Source organism: Bariatricus sp. HCP28S3_D3 (genome assembly GCF_052065755.1).
GTDB lineage: Bacteria > Bacillota > Clostridia > Lachnospirales > Lachnospiraceae > Allocoprococcus.
The window spans coordinates 288,430-314,524 of sequence record NZ_JBQHTK010000001.1 but is presented as its reverse complement, the minus strand read 5'-3'; the positions used below and the strand labels follow the sequence as shown (position 1 = coordinate 314,524).

General features: G+C 45.2%; 26 protein-coding genes, 2 tRNA genes and 1 other RNA gene. 21 read left to right on the top strand and 8 right to left on the bottom strand.

The genetic code is table 11. The features are described from left to right. Nucleotides 1–8: 8 nt before the first annotated feature. The 7 genes from fabF to ACTNB3_RS01465 are packed head-to-tail and all read left to right on the top strand — an operon-like array spanning nt 9 to nt 6,851. Nucleotides 9–1,247, top strand: coding sequence for a beta-ketoacyl-ACP synthase II (gene fabF / locus ACTNB3_RS01495; protein WP_441024254.1), 1,239 nt, complete (start codon nt 9–11; stop codon nt 1,245–1,247). A 12-nt stretch (nt 1,248–1,259) separates the two neighbouring features. Next, complete coding sequence (accB, locus tag ACTNB3_RS01490) at nt 1,260–1,697, top strand: acetyl-CoA carboxylase biotin carboxyl carrier protein (protein ID WP_427807839.1); 438 nt, start codon at nt 1,260–1,262, stop codon at nt 1,695–1,697. Nucleotides 1,698–1,707: 10 nt separating this feature from the next. Then, on the top strand, nt 1,708–2,136 hold the full coding sequence (fabZ, locus tag ACTNB3_RS01485; RefSeq protein ID WP_427807733.1) for a 3-hydroxyacyl-ACP dehydratase FabZ: 429 nt from the start codon (nt 1,708–1,710) through the stop codon (nt 2,134–2,136). Between the two features lie 9 nt (nt 2,137–2,145). Continuing rightward, nucleotides 2,146–3,510, top strand: a complete 1,365-nt coding sequence (locus ACTNB3_RS01480; protein ID WP_441024252.1) for an acetyl-CoA carboxylase biotin carboxylase subunit — start codon at nt 2,146–2,148, stop codon at nt 3,508–3,510. 37 nt (nt 3,511–3,547) lie between these two features. Beyond that, entirely contained in the window at nt 3,548–5,296 is a 1,749-nt protein-coding gene (locus ACTNB3_RS01475) for an acetyl-CoA carboxylase carboxyltransferase subunit alpha (protein ID WP_441024250.1), read from the top strand. A 19-nt stretch (nt 5,297–5,315) separates the two neighbouring features. Further along, complete coding sequence (locus ACTNB3_RS01470) at nt 5,316–6,383, top strand: NAD(P)H-dependent flavin oxidoreductase (protein WP_441024247.1); 1,068 nt, start codon at nt 5,316–5,318, stop codon at nt 6,381–6,383. A gap of 33 nt (nt 6,384–6,416) precedes the next feature. Further along, on the top strand, nt 6,417–6,851 hold the full coding sequence (locus ACTNB3_RS01465) for a MarR family winged helix-turn-helix transcriptional regulator (protein WP_427818836.1): 435 nt from the start codon (nt 6,417–6,419) through the stop codon (nt 6,849–6,851). Nucleotides 6,852–7,143: 292 nt separating this feature from the next. On the opposite strand, the gene ACTNB3_RS01460 is transcribed toward ACTNB3_RS01465, so the two are convergent. Continuing rightward, complete coding sequence (locus ACTNB3_RS01460; protein ID WP_427807721.1) at nt 7,144–7,863, bottom strand: NAD-dependent protein deacylase; 720 nt, start codon at nt 7,861–7,863, stop codon at nt 7,144–7,146. 237 nt (nt 7,864–8,100) lie between these two features. Between ACTNB3_RS01460 and ACTNB3_RS01455 the strand changes: the two genes are divergently transcribed. Both ACTNB3_RS01455 and ACTNB3_RS01450 read left to right on the top strand, forming a co-directional pair. After that, entirely contained in the window at nt 8,101–9,021 is a 921-nt protein-coding gene (locus ACTNB3_RS01455) for a YitT family protein (protein WP_427807837.1), read from the top strand. Next, entirely contained in the window at nt 8,969–10,159 is a 1,191-nt protein-coding gene (locus ACTNB3_RS01450; protein WP_441024245.1) for a YncE family protein, read from the top strand. Before ACTNB3_RS01455 ends, ACTNB3_RS01450 begins: the two co-directional genes overlap by 53 nt. An 89-nt stretch (nt 10,160–10,248) precedes the next feature. Here ACTNB3_RS01450 and sdaAA read toward each other — a convergent pair whose 3' ends face one another. From sdaAA to ACTNB3_RS01430, 4 genes are all read right to left on the bottom strand, one after another. Then, on the bottom strand, nt 10,249–11,127 hold the full coding sequence (sdaAA, locus tag ACTNB3_RS01445; protein WP_441024243.1) for an L-serine ammonia-lyase, iron-sulfur-dependent, subunit alpha: 879 nt from the start codon (nt 11,125–11,127) through the stop codon (nt 10,249–10,251). A 12-nt stretch (nt 11,128–11,139) separates the two neighbouring features. Then, nucleotides 11,140–11,808: an L-serine ammonia-lyase, iron-sulfur-dependent subunit beta gene (sdaAB, locus tag ACTNB3_RS01440; RefSeq protein ID WP_427818840.1), complete on the bottom strand. Its 669-nt coding sequence runs from the start codon at nt 11,806–11,808 to the stop codon at nt 11,140–11,142. A 227-nt stretch (nt 11,809–12,035) separates the two neighbouring features. After that, on the bottom strand, nt 12,036–13,157 hold the full coding sequence (locus ACTNB3_RS01435; protein WP_427818841.1) for a glycerate kinase: 1,122 nt from the start codon (nt 13,155–13,157) through the stop codon (nt 12,036–12,038). Between the two features lie 505 nt (nt 13,158–13,662). Then, nucleotides 13,663–14,754, bottom strand: coding sequence for a CdaR family transcriptional regulator (locus ACTNB3_RS01430; RefSeq protein WP_441024241.1), 1,092 nt, complete (start codon nt 14,752–14,754; stop codon nt 13,663–13,665). Between the two features lie 379 nt (nt 14,755–15,133). Between ACTNB3_RS01430 and secG the strand changes: the two genes are divergently transcribed. From secG to ACTNB3_RS01395, 7 genes are all read left to right on the top strand, one after another. Next, nucleotides 15,134–15,376: a preprotein translocase subunit SecG gene (gene secG / locus ACTNB3_RS01425; RefSeq protein ID WP_441024238.1), complete on the top strand. Its 243-nt coding sequence runs from the start codon at nt 15,134–15,136 to the stop codon at nt 15,374–15,376. 98 nt (nt 15,377–15,474) lie between these two features. Continuing rightward, entirely contained in the window at nt 15,475–17,595 is a 2,121-nt protein-coding gene (gene rnr / locus ACTNB3_RS01420; RefSeq protein WP_441024235.1) for a ribonuclease R, read from the top strand. Between the two features lie 11 nt (nt 17,596–17,606). Then, nucleotides 17,607–18,074, top strand: coding sequence for an SsrA-binding protein SmpB (gene smpB / locus ACTNB3_RS01415; protein WP_427818844.1), 468 nt, complete (start codon nt 17,607–17,609; stop codon nt 18,072–18,074). Nucleotides 18,075–18,132: 58 nt separating this feature from the next. After that, nucleotides 18,133–18,366, top strand: a complete 234-nt coding sequence (locus ACTNB3_RS01410) for a hypothetical protein (RefSeq protein ID WP_427806217.1) — start codon at nt 18,133–18,135, stop codon at nt 18,364–18,366. Between the two features lie 117 nt (nt 18,367–18,483). Beyond that, entirely contained in the window at nt 18,484–19,080 is a 597-nt protein-coding gene (locus ACTNB3_RS01405) for an ECF transporter S component (RefSeq protein ID WP_427806218.1), read from the top strand. Between the two features lie 90 nt (nt 19,081–19,170). Next, nucleotides 19,171–19,656 (top strand): YbaK/EbsC family protein, encoded by a 486-nt coding sequence (locus tag ACTNB3_RS01400; RefSeq protein ID WP_441024232.1) that lies wholly within the window; start codon nt 19,171–19,173, stop codon nt 19,654–19,656. Further along, nucleotides 19,653–20,150, top strand: coding sequence for an N-acetyltransferase family protein (locus tag ACTNB3_RS01395; protein WP_441024230.1), 498 nt, complete (start codon nt 19,653–19,655; stop codon nt 20,148–20,150). Before ACTNB3_RS01400 ends, ACTNB3_RS01395 begins: the two co-directional genes overlap by 4 nt. A gap of 102 nt (nt 20,151–20,252) precedes the next feature. Here ACTNB3_RS01395 and ssrA read toward each other — a convergent pair. From ssrA to ACTNB3_RS01380, 3 genes are all read right to left on the bottom strand, one after another. After that, nucleotides 20,253–20,599: a transfer-messenger RNA gene (gene ssrA / locus ACTNB3_RS01390) on the bottom strand. Between the two features lie 231 nt (nt 20,600–20,830). Then, a tRNA-Ala gene (locus tag ACTNB3_RS01385) sits at nt 20,831–20,903 on the bottom strand. Between the two features lie 4 nt (nt 20,904–20,907). Further along, a tRNA-Val gene (locus tag ACTNB3_RS01380) sits at nt 20,908–20,981 on the bottom strand. A gap of 101 nt (nt 20,982–21,082) precedes the next feature. Between ACTNB3_RS01380 and ACTNB3_RS01375 the strand changes: the two genes are divergently transcribed. The 5 genes from ACTNB3_RS01375 to ACTNB3_RS01355 all read left to right on the top strand — a co-directional run bounded on the left by ACTNB3_RS01375 (nt 21,083) and on the right by ACTNB3_RS01355 (nt 26,018). Then, nucleotides 21,083–21,991 (top strand): LysR family transcriptional regulator, encoded by a 909-nt coding sequence (locus ACTNB3_RS01375; RefSeq protein WP_427806221.1) that lies wholly within the window; start codon nt 21,083–21,085, stop codon nt 21,989–21,991. A 204-nt stretch (nt 21,992–22,195) separates the two neighbouring features. Beyond that, on the top strand, nt 22,196–22,720 hold the full coding sequence (locus tag ACTNB3_RS01370) for a C-GCAxxG-C-C family protein (protein WP_427806222.1): 525 nt from the start codon (nt 22,196–22,198) through the stop codon (nt 22,718–22,720). Nucleotides 22,721–22,806: 86 nt separating this feature from the next. Then, nucleotides 22,807–23,730, top strand: a complete 924-nt coding sequence (locus ACTNB3_RS01365) for a TDT family transporter (protein WP_427818847.1) — start codon at nt 22,807–22,809, stop codon at nt 23,728–23,730. 147 nt (nt 23,731–23,877) lie between these two features. Continuing rightward, the gene (locus ACTNB3_RS01360) at nt 23,878–24,555 is read left to right on the top strand and encodes a response regulator transcription factor (protein ID WP_427806224.1); all 678 of its coding nucleotides are present in this window, start codon (nt 23,878–23,880) and stop codon (nt 24,553–24,555) included. Next, a complete protein-coding gene (locus ACTNB3_RS01355) occupies nt 24,555–26,018 on the top strand; it encodes an ATP-binding protein (protein ID WP_441024227.1) in 1,464 nt (487 codons plus the stop codon). Before ACTNB3_RS01360 ends, ACTNB3_RS01355 begins: the two co-directional genes overlap by 1 nt. Nucleotides 26,019–26,095: the final 77 nt, after the last annotated feature.

Genomic DNA, 26,095 nt, shown 5'->3' with positions numbered 1-26,095 from the left:
GTGGAAATATGAAACGCAGAGTAGTGATTACAGGTCTTGGAGCGATTACGCCGATTGGAAATACGGTAGATGAATTTTGGGAAGGGATCAAAGAAGGCAGATGCGGAATCGGTGCGATCACCAAATTTGACACATCAGATTATAAAGTAAAGATCGCGGCAGAAGTAAAAGGATTTTCTGCGAAGAAACGCATGGATTTTAAAGCGGCAAAACGTATGGAAACATTCTCACAGTATGCGGTTGTGGCTGCAAAAGAAGCCTGTGAGGATGCCGGTTTCGAGATTGAAAAGGAAGACCCGTACCGCTGCGGTGTGATTATCGGTTCCGGTATCGGAAGCCTTCAGCAGATTGAAAAACAGTACACCACGATTCTGCAGAAGGGGCCGGGAAGAGTTGCTCCTTTGATGGTTCCCATGATGATCTCCAATATGGCAGCCGGAAATGTTTCGATTCAGCTTGGACTGAAGGGAAAATGCACAAATGTTGTCACAGCCTGTGCGACCGGAACCAACTGTATCGGTGATGCGTTCCGTGCAATCCAGTACGACGATGCGGATGTGATGTTTGCAGGCGGAACCGAAAGCTGTATCTGTCCGACTGGTGTGGCAGGATTTACCGCGCTGACTGCGCTTACGACCAGTGAGGATCCGAAGAGAGCTTCTATTCCGTTTGATAAGGACAGAAGCGGGTTCGTTCTCGGAGAGGGGGCAGGCGTGGTCGTTCTGGAGGAACTGGAACATGCAAAGGCCAGAGGCGCGAAGATTTATGCAGAGCTTGTAGGATACGGTTCCACCGGAGATGCATACCATATTACTTCCCCGGCGGAGGATGGAAGCGGAGCTGCCAAAGCGATGGAACTTGCCATGGAAGAAGCAGGTGTGACTCCGTCGGAGGTTCAGTATATTAATGCACACGGAACCAGCACACACCACAATGATCTGTTCGAGACCTATGCGATCAAGAGAGCATTCGGTGATGCGGCAAAAGATCTTGTAGTCAACTCGACGAAATCCATGATCGGTCATCTGCTCGGTGCGGCAGGCGCGGTAGAGTGTGTGACTTGTGTAAAATCCATCCAGGACGGATTCATTCATCAGACGATCGGAACAAAAGAAACAGATGAGGAATGTGATCTGAACTATGCAGTCGGTGCTCCGGTGGAAAAGGAAATCAAATATGCAATGAGTAATTCTCTGGGATTTGGCGGACACAATGCGGTCCTGCTGATGAAAAAATATGAAGGTTAGAGGGGCAGGATGATGGAATTAGAGAATCTGGTGAAATTAATTCAGGCCGTTTCCGATTCGGCACTGAGTGGCTTTGAATATGAAGAAGGAAATGTAAAACTGAATATCCGAAAAGAAAAAGAACCGGTAAAGGGTACGAATGAAAACGTTCAGGTTGTTACAATAGAACAGAAAACGCAGGCCGCGAAAGCAGAGATCCCGGCGATGGAACCGAACGGAAATCTAGTTAAATCTCCACTTGTCGGAACATTTTACGCTGCACCGGCAGAAGATGCCCAGCCTTTTGTGTCTGTGGGCGACCGTGTGAAGAAGGGGCAGACTGTGGCAATCGTAGAAGCAATGAAACTGATGAATGAAATTGAATCTGAATTTGACGGTACTGTTACAGAAGTGCTGGTAAAGAATGGGGAAGCCGTAGAATACGGACAGCCGTTATTCAGAATTGCGTAAGGAGGCAGCGATGAAACATTTGGGTATTACAGAGATTAAAGAAATCATTCCGCACAGACATCCGTTTCTGCTGGTGGATTACATTGAGGACTATGAACCGGGCGAGTATGCCATCGGGTACAAATGCGTTACATACCGTGAGGATTTCTTTGCGGGACATTTCCCGCAGGAGCCGGTCATGCCGGGCGTTCTGATCGTGGAAGCACTGGCGCAGACCGGAGCAGTAGCGGTTCTGATGCAGGAAGAAAACAAAGGAAAGCTCGGATATTTCGGGGGAATCAAGAACTGCAAGTTCCGCCGCAAGGTCGTTCCGGGAGATAAGCTGAAACTGGAGGCGAGAATCATCCGGCAGAAAGGCCCTCTGGTCATCGGGGAAGGAATTGCCTCTGTTGACGGAGAAGTGGCTGTAAAAGCAGAGTTGTCGCTGATGATCGGATAGGGGATAGATATGATTAGGAAAATACTGATTGCCAATCGTGGCGAGATTGCAGTGCGTATCATTCGTGCGTGCAGAGAAATGGGAATCGAGACGGTTGCGGTGTATTCGGAAGCTGACAAAGAGGCGCTTCACACACAGCTTGCAGACGAAGCAGTCTGTATCGGACCGGCGCCGTCCTCAGACAGTTATCTGAATATGGAACAGATCATCAGTGCGACGATTATTTCGGGAGCCGATGCGATTCATCCCGGATTCGGATTCTTGTCTGAAAACAGCCGTTTTGCAGAACTGTGCGAACAATGCAATATTATTTTCATCGGGCCGGGAGCCGATGTGATCCGCAGCCTTGGAGACAAATCCCAGGCGCGAACCACAATGGTACAGGCAAATGTGCCGGTCATTCCGGGAAGTGACCATGCGATTTATGATGCAGAAGAAGGCGCAAAGATTGCAGAAGAGACCGGGTATCCGGTGATCATCAAAGCAGCACTTGGAGGCGGCGGCAAGGGAATGCGCGTGGCACAGACGCCGGACGAATTTGAAAATGCATTCCACACTGCGCAGTCAGAAGCAAAGGCAGCGTTCGGAGACGGCACCATGTATCTGGAGCATTTTGTACAGCATCCGAAACACATTGAATTTCAGATCCTTGCAGATAAATACGGAAATGTCATCCATCTGGGAGAACGTGACTGTTCGATTCAGAGAAACCATCAGAAACTGGTGGAGGAATCCCCGTGTATGGCCATTTCCGAAGAACTTCGTGCGGAAATGGGAGCCGCAGCAGTTCGCGCAGCCAAAGCGGCCCATTATGAAAATGCCGGTACCATCGAGTTCCTTTTGGAAAAGACCGGAAAATTCTATTTTATGGAAATGAATACCCGGATCCAGGTGGAGCATCCGGTGACAGAGTGGGTGACCGGAATTGATCTGATCAAGGCTCAGATTCGCATTGCTGACGGAGAAAAACTTGCAATAAAGCAGGAAGACGTGCATTTGACAGGTCATGCCATCGAGTGCAGGATCAACGCGGAAAATCCGGCAAAGAATTTCCGCCCATGCCCGGGTACCATTCGGGATATGTACCTCCCGGGAGGAAAAGGGGTGCGGATCGATTCCGCTATTTACAGTGGTTACAGCGTACCGCCATATTATGATAATATGCTGGCGAAACTGATTGTTTTCGCAAAGACCCGTAAAGAAGCTGTCAGAAAGATGCAGTGTGCGCTTGGTGAGATCATCATTGAGGGAATCGATACAAATGTTGATTATCAGTATGAGATCATGAGCCACCCGGATTATCAGGATGGGAATTTTGATATAGAGTTTGTAGCAGAAAAAGAACAGGAACTTCTGGGAAATACAGAGGCCTAGCAGTTCGTAATGTAGCAGGAGTCAGGAGAGTAGAAAAATGCAGTTGGCAAATATGTTTAAAAAGGGAATCAACCTTGGGAAAAATGAAGGATCCGGTAAGCGAATGACATCTCCGGAAGTGCCGGAAGGAATTCTGAAAAAATGTAATGCCTGTAAAGCGGCGATTTTCACGGAAGATGTGAAAAAAGGATACTATATTTGTCCGAAATGCGGAAATTATTTCAGAGTACATGCGATGCGACGTATAGAAATGATCGCTGATCCAGATACATTTGAGGCATGGGACGAGGGCCTTACCTCCGGAAATCCACTGCATTATAAAGGCTATGAAGAAAAGGTAAAAATGCTTCAGGAGAAGACCGGGTTGGATGAGGCGGTTGTGACCGGTAAGGCAAAAATAGAAGGACGTGAAGTGGCGCTGGCTGTATGTGACGGACGATTCATGATGGCAAGTATGGGGAAAGTAGTCGGTGAGAAGATTACACGTGCTGTTGAGCGCGCGACGCAGGCAAAGCTTCCGGTGATTATCTTTGCATGCTCGGGAGGAGCGAGAATGCAGGAGGGAATTCATTCTCTGATGCAGATGGCCAAGACTTCTGCAGCCTTAAAACGGCATCATGACGCCGGACAGCTCTACATCAGTGTTTTGACAGATCCTACGACAGGAGGGGTTACAGCAAGTTTTGCCATGTTAGGAGATATCATTCTGGCTGAACCAAATGCGCTGATCGGTTTTGCGGGACCGCGTGTGATTGAACAGACCATCGGACAAAAACTTCCGAAAGGGTTCCAGAGATCTGAATTTCTTCTGGAACACGGGTTTGTGGATAAGATTGTAGAACGAAAAGAACTGCGTCAGACACTTGCTCAGCTTGTAAGCATGCATGAGGCGGGGAAAATGTCACAATTTACGGAAAGCTCAGAAGGACGTACAAAGCGGAATTTGGAAGAAAATGTAGGAAAGGACAATACCGGACTGGAAGAACACAGAGAAACTCCAAAGGCGAAAAGCGCCTGGAAGCGTGTTCAGATTTCCCGGCTGAAAGACAGACCGGTAGGTTCCGATTATATTGATGCTTTATTTACAGATTTTGCAGAACTTCATGGTGACCGATACTACAAGGACGACAAAGCGATCATCGGAGGAATTGCACGGTTTCATGGCATGCCGGTGACGGTCATTGCGCAGGCTAAGGGAAGAAATACGAAAGAAAATATTGAACGAAATTTCGGTATGCCGTCTCCGGACGGATACAGAAAAGCACTGAGACTGATGAAACAGGCGGAAAAATTTGCACGCCCGATCATCTGCTTTGTAGATACTCCGGGTGCATTTTGCGGACTGGAGGCAGAAGAACGCGGACAGGGAGAAGCGATTGCCAGAAACCTGTTTGAAATGTCCGGTCTGAAAGTTCCGGTGCTTTCGGTTGTGATCGGAGAAGGTGGAAGCGGCGGAGCGCTCGCCATGGCAACCTCGGATGAAGTCTGGATGCTGGAGAACTCCATTTACTCTATCCTGTCACCGGAGGGCTTTGCAAGTATCCTGTGGAAAGACAGCAAACGCGCGGAAGAAGCTGCAAAAGTCATGAAACTTACAGCAGCCCACCTGTATCAGGCGGGAATTGTGGAGAAAGTTTTTGAAGAACCGGAACATCTGACTGTGGAAAATATGGGAGGATTGACAGGAGAGATGGACAGGTCCATACAGGAATTCCTGAAAAAATATGGAGCTTTGTCAACAGAAGAGCTGACGGAAAAACGATATCAGCGCTTCCGGAACATGTAGAAAGGTACGGGGTACAGATATGGAATATCCATCATTGAAAATAGGAAATCTGACGGCGAAAAAACCATTGATCCAGGGCGGAATGGGAATCGGAATCAGTCTCTCAAATCTTGCCGGAAATGTTGCCAAAGAAGGTGGAATCGGGATCATTTCCGCTGCACAGATCGGATTTCGTGATCCTGATTTTGAGAAAGATTCCAAGGCGGCAAATTTAAGAGCCATTCACAGTGAACTCGAAAAAGCCCGCGCAATTGCGCCGGAAGGCGTGATCGGTTTTAATATTATGGTTGCCATGCAGCACTATGGAGAATATGTGCGCGAAGCAGCAAGGGCAGGCGCAGATCTGATCATATCCGGAGCCGGTCTGCCGACAGAACTGCCTGAATTCGTAAAAGGTACGGATGCAAAGATCGCTCCGATCGTATCAACAGAAAAATCCGTGAAAGTGATCCTCAAATACTGGGACAAAAAATACAGCCGCACCGCAGACCTGGTCGTCATAGAAGGGCCAAAAGCCGGAGGACATCTTGGATTTGACGAGGCACAGCTGGAACAGTTCGATCAGAACACATATGATGAAGAAATCAGGAAGATCATCAAAGCCGTAAAATCATACGAAGAGAAATATAACTGCAGAATTCCGGTCGCACTGGCAGGCGGCATCAGCGATGCAAACGCAGCCAGACACGCATTTGAGCTTGGAGCCGATGCAATCCAGGTAGCCAGCCGCTTTGTAACCACATGGGAATGCGACGCAGACATCCGGTATAAAGAAAGCTATCTGAACGCCGCACCGGAAGATATCCTGATCGTAAAAAGCCCGGTAGGAATGCCCGGAAGAGCCATCGCCAATCCCTTCATCCGACACATCATGGAAGGAGAGCGCCGTCCTCCCAAAAAATGTCTTGCATGCATCAAAACATGCAACCCGGCAAAAACACCATACTGCATTACAGAGGCTCTCATCAACGCAGCAAAAGGCAACATTGAAAATGCATTACTTTTCTGCGGCGCTGATGCATGGAAAGCAGAAAAAATAGAAACTGTAAAAGAAGTGATTGATTCTTTGTTCGAAAGCTGTGTATAATAAAAGAAAAACAAGTACCAGAGGAGAAAATTCGTGGACGCATACGAGAGCATTAACAAATTATTTGTACATTTGTTCAACGATATATTAGAATTAGAAGAAAAAGCGGTCATCACCGAAGAATTCAAAGACCTGACGAACAACGATATGCATATCATCGAAGCCGTCGGTCTCGGAGAAGGAGATAAAATGTCCAACATCGCCCGCAAACTCGGAATCACCGTAGGCTCACTCACCACCTCCATGAACGCCCTGGTCAACAAAAAATACGTCCTCCGCGAACGAAGCGAAGAAGACAGACGCGTGGTCAACATCCACCTCACCCCCAAAGGCGAAAAAGCCTACCACCACCACGCCGAATTCCACAAAAAAATGGTAGAAGCCATCCTGGAACACATCACCGAAGACGAGATTCCCGTCCTCACCAAAGCCCTCGAAGGTCTTTACCAATTCTTCAAAACCTGCTAACAACAGGTCCCATAAGGCATAATCCCGTTTAAACTCAGAGGGCTGCGCTTCCCAAAGAAGCCGCAGCCCCCTTCATATGTACCAATATCTCCCGTCTAATACTTATCCCACGTACAACATAAGAATCTCAGCCCCCACACTCCCCAGTTTGATTCCGGACCGTGGAAAACGCCGGCACTTGATGGCAGGAGTCGCCGGCAGGCGACAACCTGGCATCATAGTACCGCTGCGTTTTCCCCCGAGCGAAAGCGAGTCCGGAATAAAACCGGGGAGCGTGGGGGCGTCCCTCTTCTCAACAACAAATTTTAGAAAGCACTTCCCCAATCGGTTCATGTATCGTAAGCGATGCTCCCACTTCCCGAGCCGTAGTATCCTTATTGATCACAACCAGGTTCTTTCCCCGGAAATAATCAATAAATCCCGCAGCAGGGTAAACGACCAAGGAGGTTCCACCGATAATCAGCATATCAGCATTTGCGATCGCACTGATACTTTTCTGAATAATAACGGAATCTAACCCTTCTTCATAGAGCACGACATCCGGTCGGATGGTCCCTCCACATTCACATTTTGGAATTCCGTCAGAATTTTTAACATAGGCGGCATCGTACTTTTTACCGCAGCGCATACAATAATTGCGATGAATGCTTCCGTGCAGTTCCAGTACGTTTTTACTGCCTGCTGCCTGATGAAGACCGTCGATATTTTGTGTGATCACGGCCGTCAGTTTTCCGGCAGCCTCAAGTTCAGCGAGCTTATAGTGTGCCGGGTTCGGTTTCGCATCAAGAAACATCATTTTCTCTTTGTAAAATTCATAAAAAGCTTCTGTGTTTCTCATGAAAAATGAATGGCTTACAATCTGTTCCGGAGAGTATTTGTATTGCTGCTGATACAGGCCGTCAGCGCTGCGGAAGTCCGGAATATTACTTTCGGTGGAGACCCCCGCACCGCCGAAGAATACAATATTATGACTTTCATCGATCATTTCCTGAAGTTGCTCAATCTGATTCATATGATACCTCTTTTCTTCTGGCAGATTCCGGGCAAAATCGGTGCTGCCCTGCCATAAAACTATATCTTTATTATAGCTCAGAATAAAAGAATGGGACATAGTATTTTCGAATAAAAAATACAGAAAATATTGAAATATCACTTGTTATGCAATAACTCCGCGAGTATACTATTACTGTTGTAAAGATGCACATCGGGGAAGGTGCATAGGAAAGAATCAAAATATCGGGAGAGAATGATGAAAATAAAAGATATGAAGAATTGGGGAATGGTATTACTGGGGAATACGATTTATGCATTGGCAATCGTAGTGTTTATTTTGCCGAGTTCGCTGATTATGGGAGGAACAACCGGAATCGGTCTGACGCTTGGACATTATTTGAATGTTCCGCTGCATACATTTGTAATGATTTTTAATGTGCTGATGTTTTTGGTCGGGGCACTTGCTCTGGGAAAAAAATTTGCATTAACGACACTGATCAGTACATTCTATTACCCGGTGATTCTTGGCGCTTTTCAGAACATCCCGGTATTATCTGATATTACAACAGACCGCATGTTATCTACGATCTGCGGAGGACTGATGATCGGATTTGGAATCGGAATTGTGATTCGAGCGGGAGCATCGACCGGTGGTATGGACATACCGCCACTGGTGCTTAACAAGTATTTTGGAATTCCGGTATCGGTTCTGATGTATGCTTTTGATTTCGCGATCCTGCTCATGCAGATGATGTTTTCCGATAAAGAACAGATCATCTATGGAATTCTGCTGGTATTGGTCTATACCATGGTTTTGGACAAAATCCTTTTGATCGGGACAACGAAGACGCAGGTCAGCATCGTTTCTGAAAAATATAATGAGTTAAATGCACAGATTCAGGAAAAACTGGATAGGGGAACCACTTTATTCCATGTGCAGACGGGGTATCTGAAAAATGAGCAGAAAATGATCATGACGGTGGTTTCAAACCGGGAACTGGTGCGTCTGAACCGACTCGTACAGGAAACGGATCCGGAAGCATTTATGGTGATCGGGCATGTGAATGAGGTAAAGGGAAAAGGTTTCTCCTCTCAGAAAGAATATAAAGACGAAGTGACTGCAAATGAAGGAAAAGAAACACAAGGATACACAGGAAATGGCGGGCAGAACAGATAACCCGTCGGAAAAAGAAAAAAAGAAACGAATCAACTGGAAAAGATTCCGGCGCAGGCTTGCAGCGTTTCTGATTGTTGCCGCTATCGGGACGGGTTACTGGTATTATGCGTGGGAGTACCGTGCCGAGACAGAGCCGGAAACGGAACTGACCGAGACGAATACAGATCCTGTTTATACGATGGAACGATATCTGAGGACCTTGAAGCGGAACAGCACGGTTTATGAATATGCGTGCGATGAAGATGAGGCGGATGAGGAATACGGAACTTACGTTGTGCCGGGACTCAAGGCGACCAGGACGATTCAGTATAAGAAAGAAGGCACGCCGCATGTCTGTACGTCCATGACGCCGCAGGGGCTGGCGATTACGGAGGATTATGTCCTGATCAGTGCGTACTGCAGAACGAAGGAGCATAATTCTGTCATTTATGTGATTGATAAGAAAACGCATGAGTATGTAAAAGAAATCGTGCTGGGGACCCGGGCTCATGTCGGTGGAATGGCATATGACACCATGAATCATAATCTCTGGATCACCGGGCAGGGTTCTACCTGGGCGCAGGCAAATGCAATTACGCTGAAGCACCTGGAAAGTTATGATTTTACGGAGAATTATCAGCCCATTGAATTTGATCTCTCATACAATCTTTACCGGATTCAGAGGGCCTCTTTTATGACCTATCATGACGGAGCGCTCTTCGTAGGATTTTTTACCAAGGATAATGCGAGTATTATTGAGAAATACCTGATCAACGCAGACGGAACCTTGTATGAAAAATCGGATATGAATCTGAAGCGGACGGTAGGAGTGATCGATCCGGTGGCATGTGCTGTGAGTATGCAGGTGATTTCAGGAAAAGTTCAGGGGATGGCATTTTACAATAATAAGATCCTGCTTACGATATCCTGGGGGATCATGCCTTCGGAAGTACAGATATTCAATTATTCAAGATATGGAATTCTGTCATCTTCAGAGGCATATAAGACGATCAAATTTCCGGAACGTCTGGAGCAGATCTATCAGGACGGAAGCAGTATTTATGCCTTGTTTGAGTCGGCGGCGTATTCCTACAGGATGGCATCGTGGAATCAGATTGACAGGGTGATTAAGCTGAACGGAAGCAGGCTGGTGTATTAATTTTGAAAACATAGAGGATAGCAAAAAGAAAAACCCGTGGAATTTCATGTGTAAAAAGAATTCCACGGGTTTTTTTTATTTCCGAATCATTAAGCCTTGGAGCAGGCATGACATCCCAAAGTGCATCCGGTCGGTGTTCCCGCACATCCTCCCATTGCTGTTTCCCGAAGCTCAAACGGAATACTCTTTCCTACGCGGTACATTGCTTCTGCCATCTCATCAAACGGAATCGGGTGAGTGACCCCGGCAAGGGCAAGCTCGGCGCAGGTGATTGCGTTTGCAGCACCGATGGTGTTGCGACTCTGGCACGGAGATTCAACCAGTCCGGCAATCGGATCGCAGACCATTCCAAGCAGGTTGGACATGGCGATCGATGCAGCCTCAAGCGACATTTCCGGTGTTCCGCCCATGATTTCCACAACCGCACTGGCAGCCATGGCGGAAGCTGCACCAACCTCAGCCTGACATCCGGCTTCGGCGCCGGATACAGATGCATTTCGCATCAGAATATAACCGATTGCGGAGGCATTCAAAATCGCAGAATGCAGGAGTTCATTTGACAGCTGTTTTTCTTCCTGCAGTGCGAGTAGTACACCCGGGAGTACACCGGCAGAACCGGCGGTGGGGGCGGCAACGATCAGTCCCATGGAGGCGTTGACCTCCAGAACGGCCATGCTGTAGGAAATTGCCTTACTCATTAGAGAACCGCAGATACTTCGGTCTGTCTTGCCGAAGTCTGAAACCTTCTTAGCTTCTCCACCAATCAGGCCGCCCATAGAACGTTTCGGCTGCATCAACGGTTCATTCACAGCATCCTTCATGATGGTCAGTACCGTTTTCAGTTTTTCGTCAATTTCCTCGGAAGTGAGTGTTCCGCAAGTAATCTCTCGGGTCTTCATGACCTCGGAAATACTGATATTTTCTTTGTGACAGAGTTCCAGTAATTCTTGTCCGTTTCTAAAATCCATTGTCCTCACCTCCTACATCTGAACCAGCATCAGTTCATGGACATTTTCATTTGTCCGAATATCATCCAGAATGCTCTCCGGAATGGGTTCGTCGGATTCTACTACTGTATAAGCAGTAGCACCCTTATCTTCCCGGAACAGGCGCATGAAAGCGATATTTACATTCTGGTTGCTGAGACACTGGGTAATATGTGCAACGACACCCGGAGTATCGAGCTGTTTTACGATGAGTGTACTGTATTCTCCGGTAAATTCCACATCGATATTACCAATACGCACGATCTTTATCTTGCCGCCCCCGATGGATTCCCCGCGAACCATCAGTTCGTAGCCGTTAATTCCGGTCATTGCGATATCGGCAGTATTCGGGTGATCGGTTACTGTCTCCTCATCGATGATGTACTCATATTCCACACCGAATTCTTTGGCAAGCTCAAAGGCATCACGGATTCTGGCGTCATCTGTGGAAAATCCAAGAATTCCGCCCAGTAGTGCGCGATCGGTACCGTGGCCGTGATAGGTTTTGGCAAAAGAACCGTAGAGGGTAAAGGTTACCTTTTTAATCGGTTCCGGACACATTTTACGTGCCAGCAATGCCATGGAAACAGCACCCGCGGTGTGGGAGCTGGAAGGCCCGATCATGTTGGGACCAATGACATCAAAAATACTTAGAAAGTTCATATTTTTATCCTCCATTTGTGTTTTCCGGATTGCAGGGAAATAAGTTCCGGAACAATCCGCAGATATGATGAGAGCATCAAAATCCATGTCCAATATAGCACAGAAAACGTCCGAGAAAAAGGGGGAAAAAATATTGGGCGGAAATAAAATGTCAGACAGCCAGAGAGAAGAACTCTCTGGCTGATTTGCTGATATAGCGGATGAGACGAAATGGAGAAATTAGCACACTATAAAAGGCGAAATACCTGTTCTACCGCTGCACGCATATTTGTTTTGGCACATTCGGGATTCATGGCCTCCTCAAGCGTTGTAATTCCGCGGACAATCGGGAAAAATGCATCAATCCCGGCCTGGTTGCATGCGGTGGCTTCCGGAGTGACACTTCCGGCAAAAGCGATAACTTTTGCATTGTATTTTTTCGCCAGTTTTGCAACTCCTATAGGAGCTTTTCCCATTGCGGTCTGGTGATCGAGCCGGCCTTCACCGGTTACTGCGACATCAGCGTCTTTCAGTTCTTTTTCCAATTCAACCGCATTCAGAATCAGATCAATTCCGGGAGTAAGGCTGGCGTTCAGATAACTGAGCAGTGCAAATCCCAGTCCGCCGGCGGCACCGGCCCCTGCGGCATTCGAATAATCACATCCAAGGTATTTGGCAGTAACGTTGGCATACTGAGCCATGGCCTGATCCAGATTTTCCTTGATATCATCAGTCACGCCTTTTTGAGGACCATAGATATAAGTGGCTCCATTTTTGCCGCACAGCGGATTCGTTACATCACAGGCAACCTGGAAATGACACTCATCCAAAAGGGAATTTTTGTTTTGCGTAAGGATGCATTTGACTTTTTTAAGGGCTTGTCCGCCTTCTCCGGCGTCATGACCGTTTTCGTCCAGAAATTCAAAGCCAAGAGCTTTCAGCATTCCGATACCGCCATCATTTGTAGCACTTCCACCGATTCCGATGATGAAGTTTCGGCATCCTTTATTGATGGCGTCATTTATCATTTCCCCCACACCGTAAGTGGTTGCATGAAGGGGATCTTTTTTATTTGTGAGTGTAATTCCGGCTGCTGATGCCATCTCGATGATAGCTGTATTCGTTTCTTTTAAGTATCCGTAATAGCACGACACCGGATCATCGAGAGGTCCGGTTACGGTAACATCGATCCGCTCCCCGTTTAAACCTTCGATTAGTGCGTCTGTGGTGCCTTCACCGCCATCCGCAAGTGGTTTTACGATAACTTCAGCATCCGGTTTCGCGGCAAGAATTCCAGCTTTAATTGCCATTCCGGCTTCCATGGAAGTCAGGCTTCCTTTCAGAGAGTCAATTGCAACTACAACTTTCATTTTCATGTCCTCCGTTTTTATATTCATGGTGTTCTGCTTTGTATATGGTTTTAGTGTATCATGGAATGATAAAGTTGAAAATGTCATTCGGAACAATATATGAATGAAAATAAACACGATATATGTATTACGTAACATACTCAAACTACTACGCTGAGGCGTTTTTTGCCTTGCACACTCGAAGAAGTATTCTGTGTGATTGGTACAGTTATTTATCGGACGCTATACTAAATAACTTGCCTATTTCTCCGATTGCACATGGCAAAAAGTCTCAGCGTAGCTAGCTATATAATAGTTTACGTATTGAAAAGAAGAAAAAAGAGAATAATCCGTAGCATTTTCCTTAAGTTACGTGTCAAAAAGAAATAAATTTATAATAGTCCGTAGCAGTGCGCTGAAACTACGTGTCAAAAAAGATGATTCCCCAAAAAATCCGTAAATCGTTATAAAATGCAAGAAACAAATGATAAGAAATTGAAGTGTTTCCTATGCCTAAGCATAAGACTTACCTTGATATCGTATAGTATAGTTTCACTGCAAGGTAGAGAATGACAGCATCCTGAAATCGGCGTGGATTCAATCCACAAATGCGATAGATGCGGTCAAGCTTATATTGAAGTGTATTTTTATGTAGAAAAAGCTTCTCGCAGGTTCGGTTAAGCGATTGCTCTTCCTCGAAATAGGTGCGCAGCAAAGAAAAATCTTCGGAGGAAAGTCCTGCAGCTGCCTTAGATAAAAAGTCTTTTTTGGTTACCGAATCTATCCTGGCCAGAATGATTTTCAGAGTCAGTTTGTCAAAAAGGGCAAAATGTGTCTCTGAACCGGAGAGACTTTCCAGAGCAATCCGGGCGGTACGAAGAGAATCATCAAGCTGATAGATACTGTCTGTTCGTCCAACTCCAAGAAGCACATCATCTCTGGCAGAAACAAAAGACTCGAGAATTGTCTGATGCGTATCGAATGAAGTACTGTCAATGATCGCTGCAAATTCGTTCGGATACTGAAAACAGAATACAGAATCCGGAATCCGTTCAAAGAGATGATGAATGGCGGATTCGACGGTGGAAATCCCGGAACGTCCTTCGTGAGAGCATACTTGTAGAAGAAGAACACGTTTTGGCTTCTTAGCATTTAGATGAAATTCCTGAAGCATTTTCTGAATGTATTCCGGATTTTCAATATTGCCATTTAACAGTGTCTGAATCAAGTAAGTTTTTTTCTCAGTCTGAGTCCGGGAAGCGTCATTCAGTTCCTGCTCGCGGATCAGAAGACGGGTAATCTTCTCAGCAAGGTAAGCATAACTTCGTACCTCGTCCGGTTCCCCACTGATTCCGATTACGGCAGTCAGAATGCCATTGTGTGCCACCGGAATATTCACACCCTTTTGTGTGCCGGAAAGGCTGTTGTCTTCGCAAACTTCCAGAGGAATTCCGGTCTTGATCACTTGTTTTCCACCCTCATGGAAGGTGCCGATGCGCGTTAAATCTGTACTTGCAATGATCATGCCGTTTTCATTGATGAAATTTATATTGTGCCCACAGACATCCTTGACAGTATCGACGATTTGCTGAGCCGTTTTCTTATTGATGATATTCATGGCAGGAACTCCTTTGTGCTTTGGGTGACTTACATTCTGACGGCTCTATGAAGGAGCCTATATAAAATAAAAAGCATATAACATCATTATATAATCTGGCATTTTCGGATTCAATAGAAAATGAGAAAGAGCTTTTTATATTAATGTAACTGTTCAGAGCCAACCTCGAAAACACTTCGTGTTTTCTCAGTGTGGCGTATCCGCCAAATAGATTTGTCAAAAAAGGCTCTCACGAATGCAAGCATTCATCGGCCTTTTTTATCAAATCTGCTTGGCTCTGAACAGTTACATATTAATTTAAAAAGAGGAAAAATTTTCTTGAATAACACATCATAGTATGGTAGAATAATCATGGTTTATCCATCAGGAGGTGTGAATAATGGAGATTTTGAAAACGGTTCTTTTAATACTTTTTGCAATAGACTGTGTCGCATTGACAACAATCGTATTACTTCAGGAAGGCAAGTCAGCAGGTCTTGGAACGATCGCGGGAGCAGCCGATACGTACTGGGGACAGCATAAGGGGCGTTCTATGGAAGGCGCACTTGTGAAGTCTACCAAGTTTCTTGCAATTCTCTTTATCGTACTTGCTGCAGTGCTGAATCTGAAAGTATTTGCTTAACGAATGAATGGTTGAAAATGAGGAACACTCTATAGTAATTATAGGGTGTTCTTTTTTCGATATAGAAGCCGTGGGAGTAAGATAAGGAGACGGAAAAAATGGACGAGATATTTGAAAAGCGGAAGAAAATTATATATGAATTTATCTGTGACGAGTTCTATGTGCCGATGAAGCTGAAAGAACTTGCGATGCTGCTGCAGGTGCCAAAAGATCAGAGAGATGAACTGAAGGCAGTAATGGATTCGCTGGAGGCAGAAGGCAAGGTTCATGTCACTCAGAAAGGGAAATATATCAAAGGGGAAGCGAAGCATCTGCGCGGAATCTTTCAGGCGAACGCAAGAGGATTCGGATTTGTGACGGTGGAAGGAGAGCCGGAGGATATTTTTATCGGTGAAGAGGATATGGGCGGTGCCATGCAGGGGGATGAAGTGGAAGTCGCCATTACGAAGGCACCGGAAGGAAGACGAAGAGAAGGAAAGATCCTGAAGATTGTGAATCGGGGAACGCAAAGACTGGTCGGTTATTATCAGAGCAGAAAGAATTTCGGTTTTGTAGTGCCGGATAATGAACGGATCTTACAGGATATTTTTGTCCCGGCAGAGCAGTCAAAAGGAGCTGTGACCGGACATAAGGTTGTCGTGGAACTGACATCTTATGGAGGAGAGAGAAAGAAACCGGAAGGCAGGATCGTAGAGATTCTTGGTCATGCAAATGATCCGGGGGTGGACATCCTTTCTATCGTGAAGGCATATGATCTTCCGATCGAATTCCCGGAAAAAGTGCTGAATCAGGCAGAACGTGTGGCAAAGCCGGTGACTGGAGCTGATATGGCAGGAAGGAAGGATGTCCGGGACTGGCAGACGGTCACGATCGACGGTGAGGATGCCAAGGATCTGGATGACGCGATCACGCTGACAAAGGAAGGGGACAACTATATCCTCGGCGTGCACATTGCAGATGTGACGAATTATGTGCAGGAGAACAGTGCATTGGACAGAGAGGCTTTAAAAAGAGGGACCAGTGTGTATCTGGCAGACCGTGTGATCCCTATGCTGCCGCATGTACTATCAAATGGCATGTGTTCTTTAAATGCCGGCGAAGACAGGCTGGCACTCAGCTGTATCATGACGGTGGACGCAAAAGGAAACGTAGTCGACCATCAGATTGCAGAGACGGTGGTCAATGTGGATGAGCGGATGAGTTATACCAGTGTGAAGAAGATCCTGGAGGAACATGACGAGGAAGAATGCCGGCGCTACCAGACCCTGCTTCCGATGTTTGAGATGATGAAAGAACTCTCTGAGATCCTCAGGAACAGAAGGCACAAACGAGGGGCAATTGATTTCGACTTCCCGGAATCCAAGATGGTGCTGGATGAAGACGGTACACCTCTGGAAATCAAGGCGTATGACAGAAATGTAGCCACAAAGATCATTGAAGATTTCATGCTTCTTGCCAATGAGACGGTGGCAGAAGAATATTTCTGGCAGGAAATCCCGTTTGTATACAGAGTCCATGAAGCGCCGGATGAAGAAAAAATGAAGAAACTGATCACATTTATCCAGAATTTCGGCTATACGATGCACGTTCCGAAAGGACGGGAGATTCGTCCGAAAGAGGTGCAGAAACTGCTGGATAAGATAGAAGGAAGCCAGGAAGAAGCAATGATTTCCCGGCTGACCCTTCGTTCCATGAAACAGGCGAAGTATTCACCGGATAATGACGGCCATTTTGGACTTGCAACACAGTACTATACACATTTCACATCACCGATCAGGCGCTATCCCGATCTGCAGATTCATCGGATTATCAAGGATAATCTGCGCGGAAGAATGACAGAAAGCCGAAGAGATCATTACGCGAAGATCCTGACAGAGGTTACGATGCAGGCGAGCAGCCTGGAACGCCGTGCGGATGAAGCAGAACGTGAGACGGTGAAGCTGAAAAAAGTTCAATATATGAAGAAATTCTACGGAGAAGAATTCGAGGGAGTTATTTCCGGTATCACGAAATGGGGACTTTATGTGGAGCTTCCGAATACGGTGGAAGGGCTGGTTCATGTTGCAAATATGATGGATGATCATTATGATTATGATGAGACTCATTTTCAGATGGTCGGTACTCACACAGGTAAGAGATATGAATTGGGTCAGAAAGTGAAAGTCCGTGTGACGGGCTGTGATACGATAGCAAGAACGATTGATTTTGAATTGGTATAAGGAGAGGCAAGATGGCAAAAACGCAGGGAAAACTGATCGCGAATAACAAGAAAGCATATCATGACTATTTTATACTCGATACTTACGAGGCAGGGATCGCCCTTGCAGGGACAGAGGTAAAATCTCTCCGTATGGGAAAATGCAGTATCAAGGAATCATTTATCCGGATCGAAAACGGAGAAATATTCATTTACGGAATGCACATCAGTCCATACGAGAAAGGAAATATATTCAATAAAGATCCGCTCAGAGTGAGAAAATTGCTGCTTCATAAAAGCGAGATCAACAAACTGCTTGGCAAGATCAAGGAAAAAGGAATGGCGATCGTGCCATTAAGAGTGTACTTCAGTGGCAGCCTTGTCAAGGTGGAGATCGGGCTGGCAAAAGGTAAAAAACTATATGATAAGCGCGATGACATCGCGAAAAAAGACCAGAAGAGGGAAGCTGAGCGAGACTTCAAAGTACGAAATTTCGGATAAGCGATTCATATCGGTAAAAGCAAAGATGAGCAGATCTGATGATTAGGAGGAAGAAAAATTGGTACCACGGACAAAAGAAGATTTGAATAAAATGGTAACTCAGCAGACATTGGAAACATATGAAGAACTGGCACCACAGCTTGTACAGCTGATCGACATGACGAAAAACAGAGGTGATCTGACAGACGCCGAGAAATGGGATGAGATTGCGCTGCATATGATGGGGTATGTCAAATCCTGCACCAACGAAATTATGGTGGAAGTGCTGGCGGAAATACTGGGCCTGGATTAAACTGTACATATAAAAAATAATGAAAATTGTGTATTTCTAAAAAGACAGTCAAGCGGTAATATAGGTCTATCCTTGAGAAATAAAAATAGGGAACAAGAAGAAAGGATGAGACGTAACATGAGACAGAAAAATACAACCGTATTAAAAATCGCACAGACTGCTCTTTTGGCAGCACTTTGCTATGTATCTTTTACATTTTTACAGATTAAGATTCCGATGCCGGGAGGAGATGCAACATCCCTTCATATCGGAAATGCATTCTGTGTTCTTGGCGCGCTGCTTGTCGGCGGAGTGTACGGAGGACTGGCAGGAGCAATCGGTATGTCAATTGCAGACATCATGGATCCGGTATACATTACCGTAGCACCGAAGACATTTGTCCTCAAATTCTGCATCGGTCTGATCGTAGGACTGGTGGCACACAAAGTGGCAAAGATCAACGAAAGCACAGATAAGAAATACATTTTCAAATGGAGCGTGATCGCATCCGCCTTCGGACTTGGATTTAATGTGATCGCAGATCCTCTGGTAGGATATTTCTATAAACAGTATATTCTTGGACAGCCGCAGGAGATGGCATCTGTACTTGCAAAATGGAGTACCATGACAACATTTGTCAATGCAATTGTCTCTACGATTCTGGTAGCGATCATCTACAATGCACTTCGTCCTGTACTGCTCAAAAGTGGACTTCTGATCACAAAAGAAGCATAAGGTTCGATATTGTAATTCGATATGAAAACCGTTATACTAAGGGGAAGACCCGGTATAACGGTTTTTTACATCAACAGGAGGCATAGGAATATGGCAATCGACAAAGTAAAAGAGTATTTCAAAGCATATGGTATGGAGGACAGGATACTGGAATTTCCGGTATCGAGTGCAACGGTGGAGCTTGCGGCAGAAGCGGTGGGATGCGAGCCGTGCAGAATTGCAAAAACACTGTCTTTTATGGCAAATGATTTTCCGATTCTGATCGTAGCAGCCGGGGATGCGAAGATTGATAATCATAAATACAAAGAAAAGTTTGCGAAGAAAGCAAAAATGCTTACGCCAGAAGAGGCGGAACAACTGGTGGGACATGCTGTCGGAGGCGTATGTCCATTTGCGGTAAATGAAGGGGTTACTGTCTATCTGGACGAATCTCTGAAACGGTTTGAGACAGTATTTCCGGCGTGCGGAAGCAGCAACAGCGCGATTGAACTTGCGATTGAAGAATTGGAAAAATACTCTTCCTATACAGAATGGATTGATGTATGCAAGGGATGGGAAGGAGGAACAGACAGATGAGCCGTGATATTGAAATAAGAGAATATGCACCGGAAGACCTGGATCAGATGGTCGAGATCTGGAATGAAGTTGTAGAAGAAGGAATTGCATTTCCGCAGGAGGAATGTCTGGATGAGGCGTCGGGAAAAGTGTTTTTTGACAGCCAGAGTTACTGCGGTGTAGCGGTCGATACAGAAACGGAACGAATTATGGGTCTGTATATTCTCCACCCGAATAATGTGGGAAGATGCGGGCATATCTGTAATGCGAGTTATGCGGTTCGTTCCGAGAAAAGAGGACTTCACATCGGAGAAAAACTGGTTCTTGATTGTCTGGAACAGGGGAAGAAGCATGGATTCGGTGTCCTGCAGTTTAATGCGGTTGTAGCGACGAATGTGCATGCAAGGCATCTTTACGAACGGCTGGGATTCGTTCAGCTCGGGACGATCCCGAAGGGATTCCGCATGAAAGACGGAAGATATGAAGATATTTGTCCGTATTATCATGAATTATAGGAATGCGTGGAAAGAAGTGCTACTCCACAATGATATAAAAGGATCGTTTTTAACATACAAAAGGAAAAGCCTTGAAAATCCAGCATTTTCAAGGCTCTTCTCATATGGACCTGAGGGGAATCGAACCCCTGTCCGAAAGCTCATCCATCAGAGCATCTCCCATCACAGTCATTACTTTGACATTCCCTCCTTCAGACGCCTAATGACAGGCTGCCGAATTCAGTAGCTTCATAAAATCTTCCATTCCCTCAAAGCTTTGAGAACGAAGTGCCTCATCTGGTCGAAGCCGGTTACTTAAGCGATGAGCGACCTAAGGCCGACTGCTGCAAACTAGGCAGCTAACGCGTAATTATCGTCTGCGTTTAATTTTAAATACGGTTTACTGCGCGGTCCCGTCCCGCGGATGGCTTCTCCAACTTCCAAACCCCCGTCGAAACCAGTACAAGCCCTGGTTTATCTGTCTGCATGTTCTAACTATAAATGAATATGCAGAGGTCGGAAAGCTCCAACGCATATGTTATTATAAATGGGATGCCGGGGTGATGTCAAGGGGGGATGAAAACTTTACTTGGGATATATTTGCAGATTCTTTACAAGAAAAGAGTATCCCAGTATAATATCTATAGAAACAAAAGGAGTATCGCAAAAAAACAATGACTTTGCGGTACTCCTTTATGAAATGGAGTATACGGGATTCGAACCCGTGGCCTTTACAATGCGAATGTAACGCGCTCCCAACTGCGCTAATACCCCAAAGTGGAAGCAACGGGGCTCGAACCCGTGACCTCTCGCGTGTGAGGCGAACGCTCATCCCGGCTGAGCTATGCTTCCATGTGATGTAAATTTCGTTACATCATATTATAGCACCGGACGAAAATAAATCAATTGTTGGATTATAATAATTTTATAAAATTTTCAGGAGATGATAATCGATGAATGTCAAAGATTTCAATGTGTTTATTACGGTGGCTGAGACGAAACACCTCACGAAGGCGTCCAAATTATTGTATATGACCCCGCAGGGAATAAGCAAAGTCATCAAAAATCTGGAAAATGAATGTGACTGTGAGTTGTTTCTGCGTACGGGAAACGGGATGGAATTGTCGGAAGCAGGCAGACATTTCCTTGAGTATGCAAAAAAGGCAATGAAAGAGTACTTTGATATGAGAAATGAACTCCTTCGGATCAAACAAAAAGAACATGGGGTGGTGGATCTGCTTTCCGCATTTGGTATCGTGCGTCTGGTTACTCCGGAGTGCATTTTGGATTTCAAGAAGAAGTATCCTGAGATTGAGTTCCACAGCAGAGAATGCCCTGATAAGCAGGTGGAACGATGGTTTCTTGCCGGGGAAGGGAATGTTGCCTTTTCGCTGGCACCCTGTGATGAAGAAAAATATGATGTATCAGAGCTTTCCGCTTTTCCGGTAAAACTTTTGGTGAATGAAAACCATCCGCTCAGCAGAAAAGAAACGGTTACGATACAGGATTTAAGAGGAGAGCCTCTTTATATAGAAAGCAGAGAGTTTAAGATTCACGATCTGATCGTGAATAAGTGCCGTGAAGCCGGATTTGAGCCGAACATCATGTTTGAAACAAGCGGATTCAGTTTATGCCACAAAATGGTCAGAGAAAACAAGGGCATTTCTGTTACGGTTGATTTTGTTTCCGATGATATGGGGCACGATAACATGGTACTGATTCCGTTTGCGGACGGAGACTATGAATGGAAGATCTGTATGCTGACGCGGAAGAATGAAACGGTTGGAAACGGTGTTGACATTTTCCAGAAACATGTGAAGGAATGGATGGACAGAATCCGGGAAGGGGATATCAATAGATAGTTGAAAGGGCGGAACGAAACGTTGACTTGAATTAGAAAATCCTACATAATTCACAAAAATTGACAGGATTTCAGATGGTTTTCTCTTGAAAATTTTAACTTATAGAAAACGCAAATATATTTATCAAAATTATAAATTAGTGTATAAAAATGTAATATGATAAAATATCCTTCAGGTAATTGATACACGAAGGAGGAAACAAAAATGAAAATTGGTGTAACAGAAATCAGCCCGAGAGCGGTGCAGCAGGTAGCGGAGAAAAAATTCAAAGGTGGATACTATTGCTGTGAAGCACTGATCAGTGCGATTCGTGACGAATTCAAGCTGGATGTTCCGGAAGAGGTTATCGCAATGGCTTCCGGTATGGCAGTTGGAGCCGGAAAATCAGGATGTGTATGCGGAGCATTTAACGGAGGTATCATGGCACTTGGAATGTTCTTCGGACGTACAGAGCAGGATGGCCCGACAAATCCAAAGAGCGTGAAATGTATGGAGCTGACCAAAGAACTTCATGACTGGTTCAAGGTTGCAAACCAGAAAAATGCAATATGCTGCAGAGTCTTGACGAAGGAGTTTGACAAAGGGAAAGGCGAACACAAAGAACAGTGTATTTTCTTCACAGGACTGTGTGCATGGAAAGTTGCTCAGATTGTCTGTCGCGAGCTTGGTATCAAGAATCTGGATGAGATTGATGAACCGGCACCAAGAAGAACACTCGCTGAAATCTAGAAGAATATGTGAACTTCCGGCGGTGTATCTGCCCGGAAGTTCACAAATTGAAAACAGTTTTTTTTGACAGAAAGGATGAGAGTGACATGAAAGATATGATTAAAAAAGTTCCGGTACCTCTTTGTGGGGTTATGCTGGGATTTGCGGCACTGGGAAATTTATTACAAAGCTATGGTGAGGGAATCCGTTCTGTATGCGGTATCGTGGCAGCATTTTTGCTGATTCTGATATTTGCAAAACTGCTTCTGTTTCCTCAGATGATCAAAGAGGATATGAAGAATCCGATTATGGCGAGTGTTGCGGGAACATTTCCGATGGCGCTTATGCTGCTTAGCACTTATGTGAAACCTTATATCGGAGCGGCAGCTATGTATATCTGGTTCTTTGCCATTGCATTACATATTGTGCTGATTGTCTATTTTACAGTGAAGTTTGTTTTAAAACTTCAGCTTCCAAAGGTATTTGCAAGTTATTACATTGTATATGTGGGAATTGCTGTTGCGGCAGTTACGGCACCGGCATATGAACAGCTTGGAATCGGAACGGCAGCGTTCTGGTTCGGATTCGTAACGCTGATTATTCTGCTGGTACTTGTGACGATCCGTTATGTGAAGTGTCCGGAAGTACCGGAACCGGCACAGCCGCTGATCTGTATTTACGCAGCGCCTACAAGCCTCTGCATCGCAGGTTATGTACAGTCTGTGACACCTAAGTCAAGAGGGTTCCTTCTTGCGATGTTAGTTGTAGCGACAGTGATTTATATTTTCGCGCTTGTAAAAGCAATCGGATATCTGAAATTAAAATTCTATCCAAGCTATGCTGCATTTACATTCCCGTTCGTAATCAGTGCGATTGCTACGAAGCAGACGATGGCCTGTCTGGCTAATATGGGACAGCCGATACCGGCACTCAAGTATCTGGTGCTGATTGAAACTATTATCGCCGTTGTCCTGGTAGTATATACATTTATCAGATTTATGGGATTTATCTTTGCCGGAGAAAAGAAATAATATAGAAAACCACCAGTCGTATCAAAAACGACTGGTGGTTTTCTTACTTTTTATGAGAATGATATCGGAAATTAATTCACATATGCAACACATTTTCGTGTTACAATGGGAAAATAAAGAAGATACCAAAGTGAGAGGAGCATTTTTATGGATAAATTAAAAATTCTGGTAGTGGACGACGAGAGCAGGATGCGGAAACTGGTCAAAGATTTCCTGCAAAGGGAAGGATTTGAGGTGATCGAGGCAGGCGATGGTCTGGAAGCAATGGACCGGTTCTATGAGGACAAGAATATTGCGCTTATTATTCTGGATGTTATGATGCCGAAGATGGACGGATGGCAGACATGCAGGGAGATTCGCAAGGAATCGAAGGTGCCGATCATCATGCTGACAGCGCGGGGGGATGAACGGGATGAGCTTCAGGGATTTGAGCTTGGAGTGGATGAATATATATCCAAACCTTTCAGCCCAAAGATCCTGGTTGCCAGAGTGGAAGCGATTCTGCGCAGAACGAATGCGCTTGCGGCGGAAGAGACGATCTCGGCCGGTGGAATTGAGATTGATAAGACCGCGCATATGGTGAAAATCGATGGAAAGCCGGTAGAGTTAAGTTTCAAGGAATTTGAATTACTCACGTATTTTGTGGAGAACCAGGGAATTGCACTTTCAAGGGAAAAAATTTTAAATAATGTGTGGAATTATGATTATTTCGGCGATGCCCGTACAATTGATACCCATGTAAAAAAACTGAGGAGCAAACTTGGGGATAAAGGGGATTACATTAAGACGATCTGGGGTATGGGATACAAGTTTGAGGTGGCATAATGAAACATTCGATTAAGCAGCAGATGATGATGGTATTCGTCGGTATTGTTGTCGTTATGATGCTGGTATTTATGGCGGTGAACGGGGGGTTCCTGGAAAAATACTATATTGCTGAGAAGCAGTCGGAATTTGTCAGAACCTATTCTCTTTTGAAAAATGGTGTTATAAGCGGGACATTGATGGAAGAAACTCCGGGAAGTGAGCTGAGTAAATTGACGGAAAAGAACAATATTGCTGTTGTTGTGATCGATCCGGAAGCTTCTTATATTTATACGAATGCCAGGAATCTGGAAACGGTGATGAAGAACCAGCTTATGGGATATCTGTTTAATAAGAACAATCAGGAGATTCTGAAAAAAACGGATGAGTATGTTATCAGCAGATCAATGGATATGCAGAACAGTACAGAGTACATTGAGATGTGGGGAGAGTTTGAGAACGGCTCCGTATTCTTGCTGAGAAGTCCGCTTGACAGTATTCGGTCGGCGGTGAGAATCTTTAATCAGTTTATCGGAATGGTAGGGGGCATTGTTATCTTACTGAGCCTGTTTGCTGCATGGTATTTTTCGAAAAAACTTTCAGAACCTCTGATGGAGCTGGCTGCTCTTTCTCAGAAAATGGCGGATCTGGATTTTGAGGCCAAGTATACAAGTGGGGGAAGCAATGAAATCGGTATTCTGGGTCAGAGTTTTAATCAGATGTCTGAAAAACTGGAACAGACGATTTCCGATCTGAAGAAGGCGAATAATGAATTGCAGATGGATATTGAGCAGAAAGAGAAGCTCGAACGTATGAGAACGGAATTCCTTGGGAATGTTTCCCATGAACTGAAGACGCCGATCGCGCTGATTCAAGGATATGCGGAAGGCTTAAAAGAGGGAGTCAGCGATGATTCGGAGAGCAGGGAATTCTACTGTGATGTGATTATGGATGAAGCCGGAAAGATGAATCAGATGGTGAAGAACCTTCTGACACTGAATCAGCTTGAATTTGGAGATAATGATGTGCAGTTTGAACGGTTTAATCTTACGGATCTGATTCGTGGGGTACTGCAGAGCCTGGATATTATGATCACCCAGAAGGAAGTACACGTTATTTTCAGACAGGAAAATCCGGTATATGTATGGGCAGATGAATTCAAGGTGGAGCAGGTGCTGCGAAATTATGTGAATAATGCACTGAATCATGCGGAAGGCGAAAAGGTTATCGAGATTAAAATCGTAGAAATAAATGAAAAGGCACATATCAGTGTGTTTAACACAGGCAATCCGATTCCGGAAGAAGACGTGGAACATATCTGGGAGAAGTTTTACAAAGTGGATAAGGCGCGAACAAGAGAATATGGAGGAAATGGTATCGGGCTTTCTATCGTCAAGGCAATTATGGAATCTCTGCACCAGGCGTATGGTGAGAAAAATTATGATAATGGAGTGGAATTCTGGTTTGAGCTGGATGTAAAGTAATTGAAAACTCTTGCCCCTATAGAGAAAAACGTCTATAATAATCACATGATGCAAGTTACAAATGAAGACAGCGAGGG

Excerpts from the sequence above, each read along its gene's own strand:
- fabF (WP_441024254.1), top strand. The coding sequence starts at position 9 with ATGAAACGCAGAGTAGTGATTACAGGTCTTGGAGCGATTACGCCGATT.
- accB (WP_427807839.1), top strand. The coding sequence starts at position 1,260 with ATGGAATTAGAGAATCTGGTGAAATTAATTCAGGCCGTTTCCGATTCG.
- fabZ (WP_427807733.1), top strand. The coding sequence starts at position 1,708 with ATGAAACATTTGGGTATTACAGAGATTAAAGAAATCATTCCGCACAGA.
- ACTNB3_RS01480 (WP_441024252.1), top strand. The coding sequence starts at position 2,146 with ATGATTAGGAAAATACTGATTGCCAATCGTGGCGAGATTGCAGTGCGT.
- ACTNB3_RS01475 (WP_441024250.1), top strand. The coding sequence starts at position 3,548 with ATGCAGTTGGCAAATATGTTTAAAAAGGGAATCAACCTTGGGAAAAAT.
- ACTNB3_RS01470 (WP_441024247.1), top strand. The coding sequence starts at position 5,316 with ATGGAATATCCATCATTGAAAATAGGAAATCTGACGGCGAAAAAACCA.
- ACTNB3_RS01460 (WP_427807721.1), bottom strand. The coding sequence starts at position 7,863 with ATGAATCAGATTGAGCAACTTCAGGAAATGATCGATGAAAGTCATAAT.
- ACTNB3_RS01455 (WP_427807837.1), top strand. The coding sequence starts at position 8,101 with ATGAAAATAAAAGATATGAAGAATTGGGGAATGGTATTACTGGGGAAT.
- ACTNB3_RS01450 (WP_441024245.1), top strand. The coding sequence starts at position 8,969 with ATGAAGGAAAAGAAACACAAGGATACACAGGAAATGGCGGGCAGAACA.
- sdaAA (WP_441024243.1), bottom strand. The coding sequence starts at position 11,127 with ATGGATTTTAGAAACGGACAAGAATTACTGGAACTCTGTCACAAAGAA.
- sdaAB (WP_427818840.1), bottom strand. The coding sequence starts at position 11,808 with ATGAACTTTCTAAGTATTTTTGATGTCATTGGTCCCAACATGATCGGG.
- ACTNB3_RS01435 (WP_427818841.1), bottom strand. The coding sequence starts at position 13,157 with ATGAAAGTTGTAGTTGCAATTGACTCTCTGAAAGGAAGCCTGACTTCC.
- ACTNB3_RS01430 (WP_441024241.1), bottom strand. The coding sequence starts at position 14,754 with ATGAATATCATCAATAAGAAAACGGCTCAGCAAATCGTCGATACTGTC.
- secG (WP_441024238.1), top strand. The coding sequence starts at position 15,134 with ATGGAGATTTTGAAAACGGTTCTTTTAATACTTTTTGCAATAGACTGT.
- rnr (WP_441024235.1), top strand. The coding sequence starts at position 15,475 with ATGGACGAGATATTTGAAAAGCGGAAGAAAATTATATATGAATTTATC.
- smpB (WP_427818844.1), top strand. The coding sequence starts at position 17,607 with ATGGCAAAAACGCAGGGAAAACTGATCGCGAATAACAAGAAAGCATAT.
- ACTNB3_RS01405 (WP_427806218.1), top strand. The coding sequence starts at position 18,484 with ATGAGACAGAAAAATACAACCGTATTAAAAATCGCACAGACTGCTCTT.
- ACTNB3_RS01400 (WP_441024232.1), top strand. The coding sequence starts at position 19,171 with ATGGCAATCGACAAAGTAAAAGAGTATTTCAAAGCATATGGTATGGAG.
- ACTNB3_RS01395 (WP_441024230.1), top strand. The coding sequence starts at position 19,653 with ATGAGCCGTGATATTGAAATAAGAGAATATGCACCGGAAGACCTGGAT.
- ACTNB3_RS01375 (WP_427806221.1), top strand. The coding sequence starts at position 21,083 with ATGAATGTCAAAGATTTCAATGTGTTTATTACGGTGGCTGAGACGAAA.
- ACTNB3_RS01370 (WP_427806222.1), top strand. The coding sequence starts at position 22,196 with ATGAAAATTGGTGTAACAGAAATCAGCCCGAGAGCGGTGCAGCAGGTA.
- ACTNB3_RS01365 (WP_427818847.1), top strand. The coding sequence starts at position 22,807 with ATGAAAGATATGATTAAAAAAGTTCCGGTACCTCTTTGTGGGGTTATG.
- ACTNB3_RS01360 (WP_427806224.1), top strand. The coding sequence starts at position 23,878 with ATGGATAAATTAAAAATTCTGGTAGTGGACGACGAGAGCAGGATGCGG.
- ACTNB3_RS01355 (WP_441024227.1), top strand. The coding sequence starts at position 24,555 with ATGAAACATTCGATTAAGCAGCAGATGATGATGGTATTCGTCGGTATT.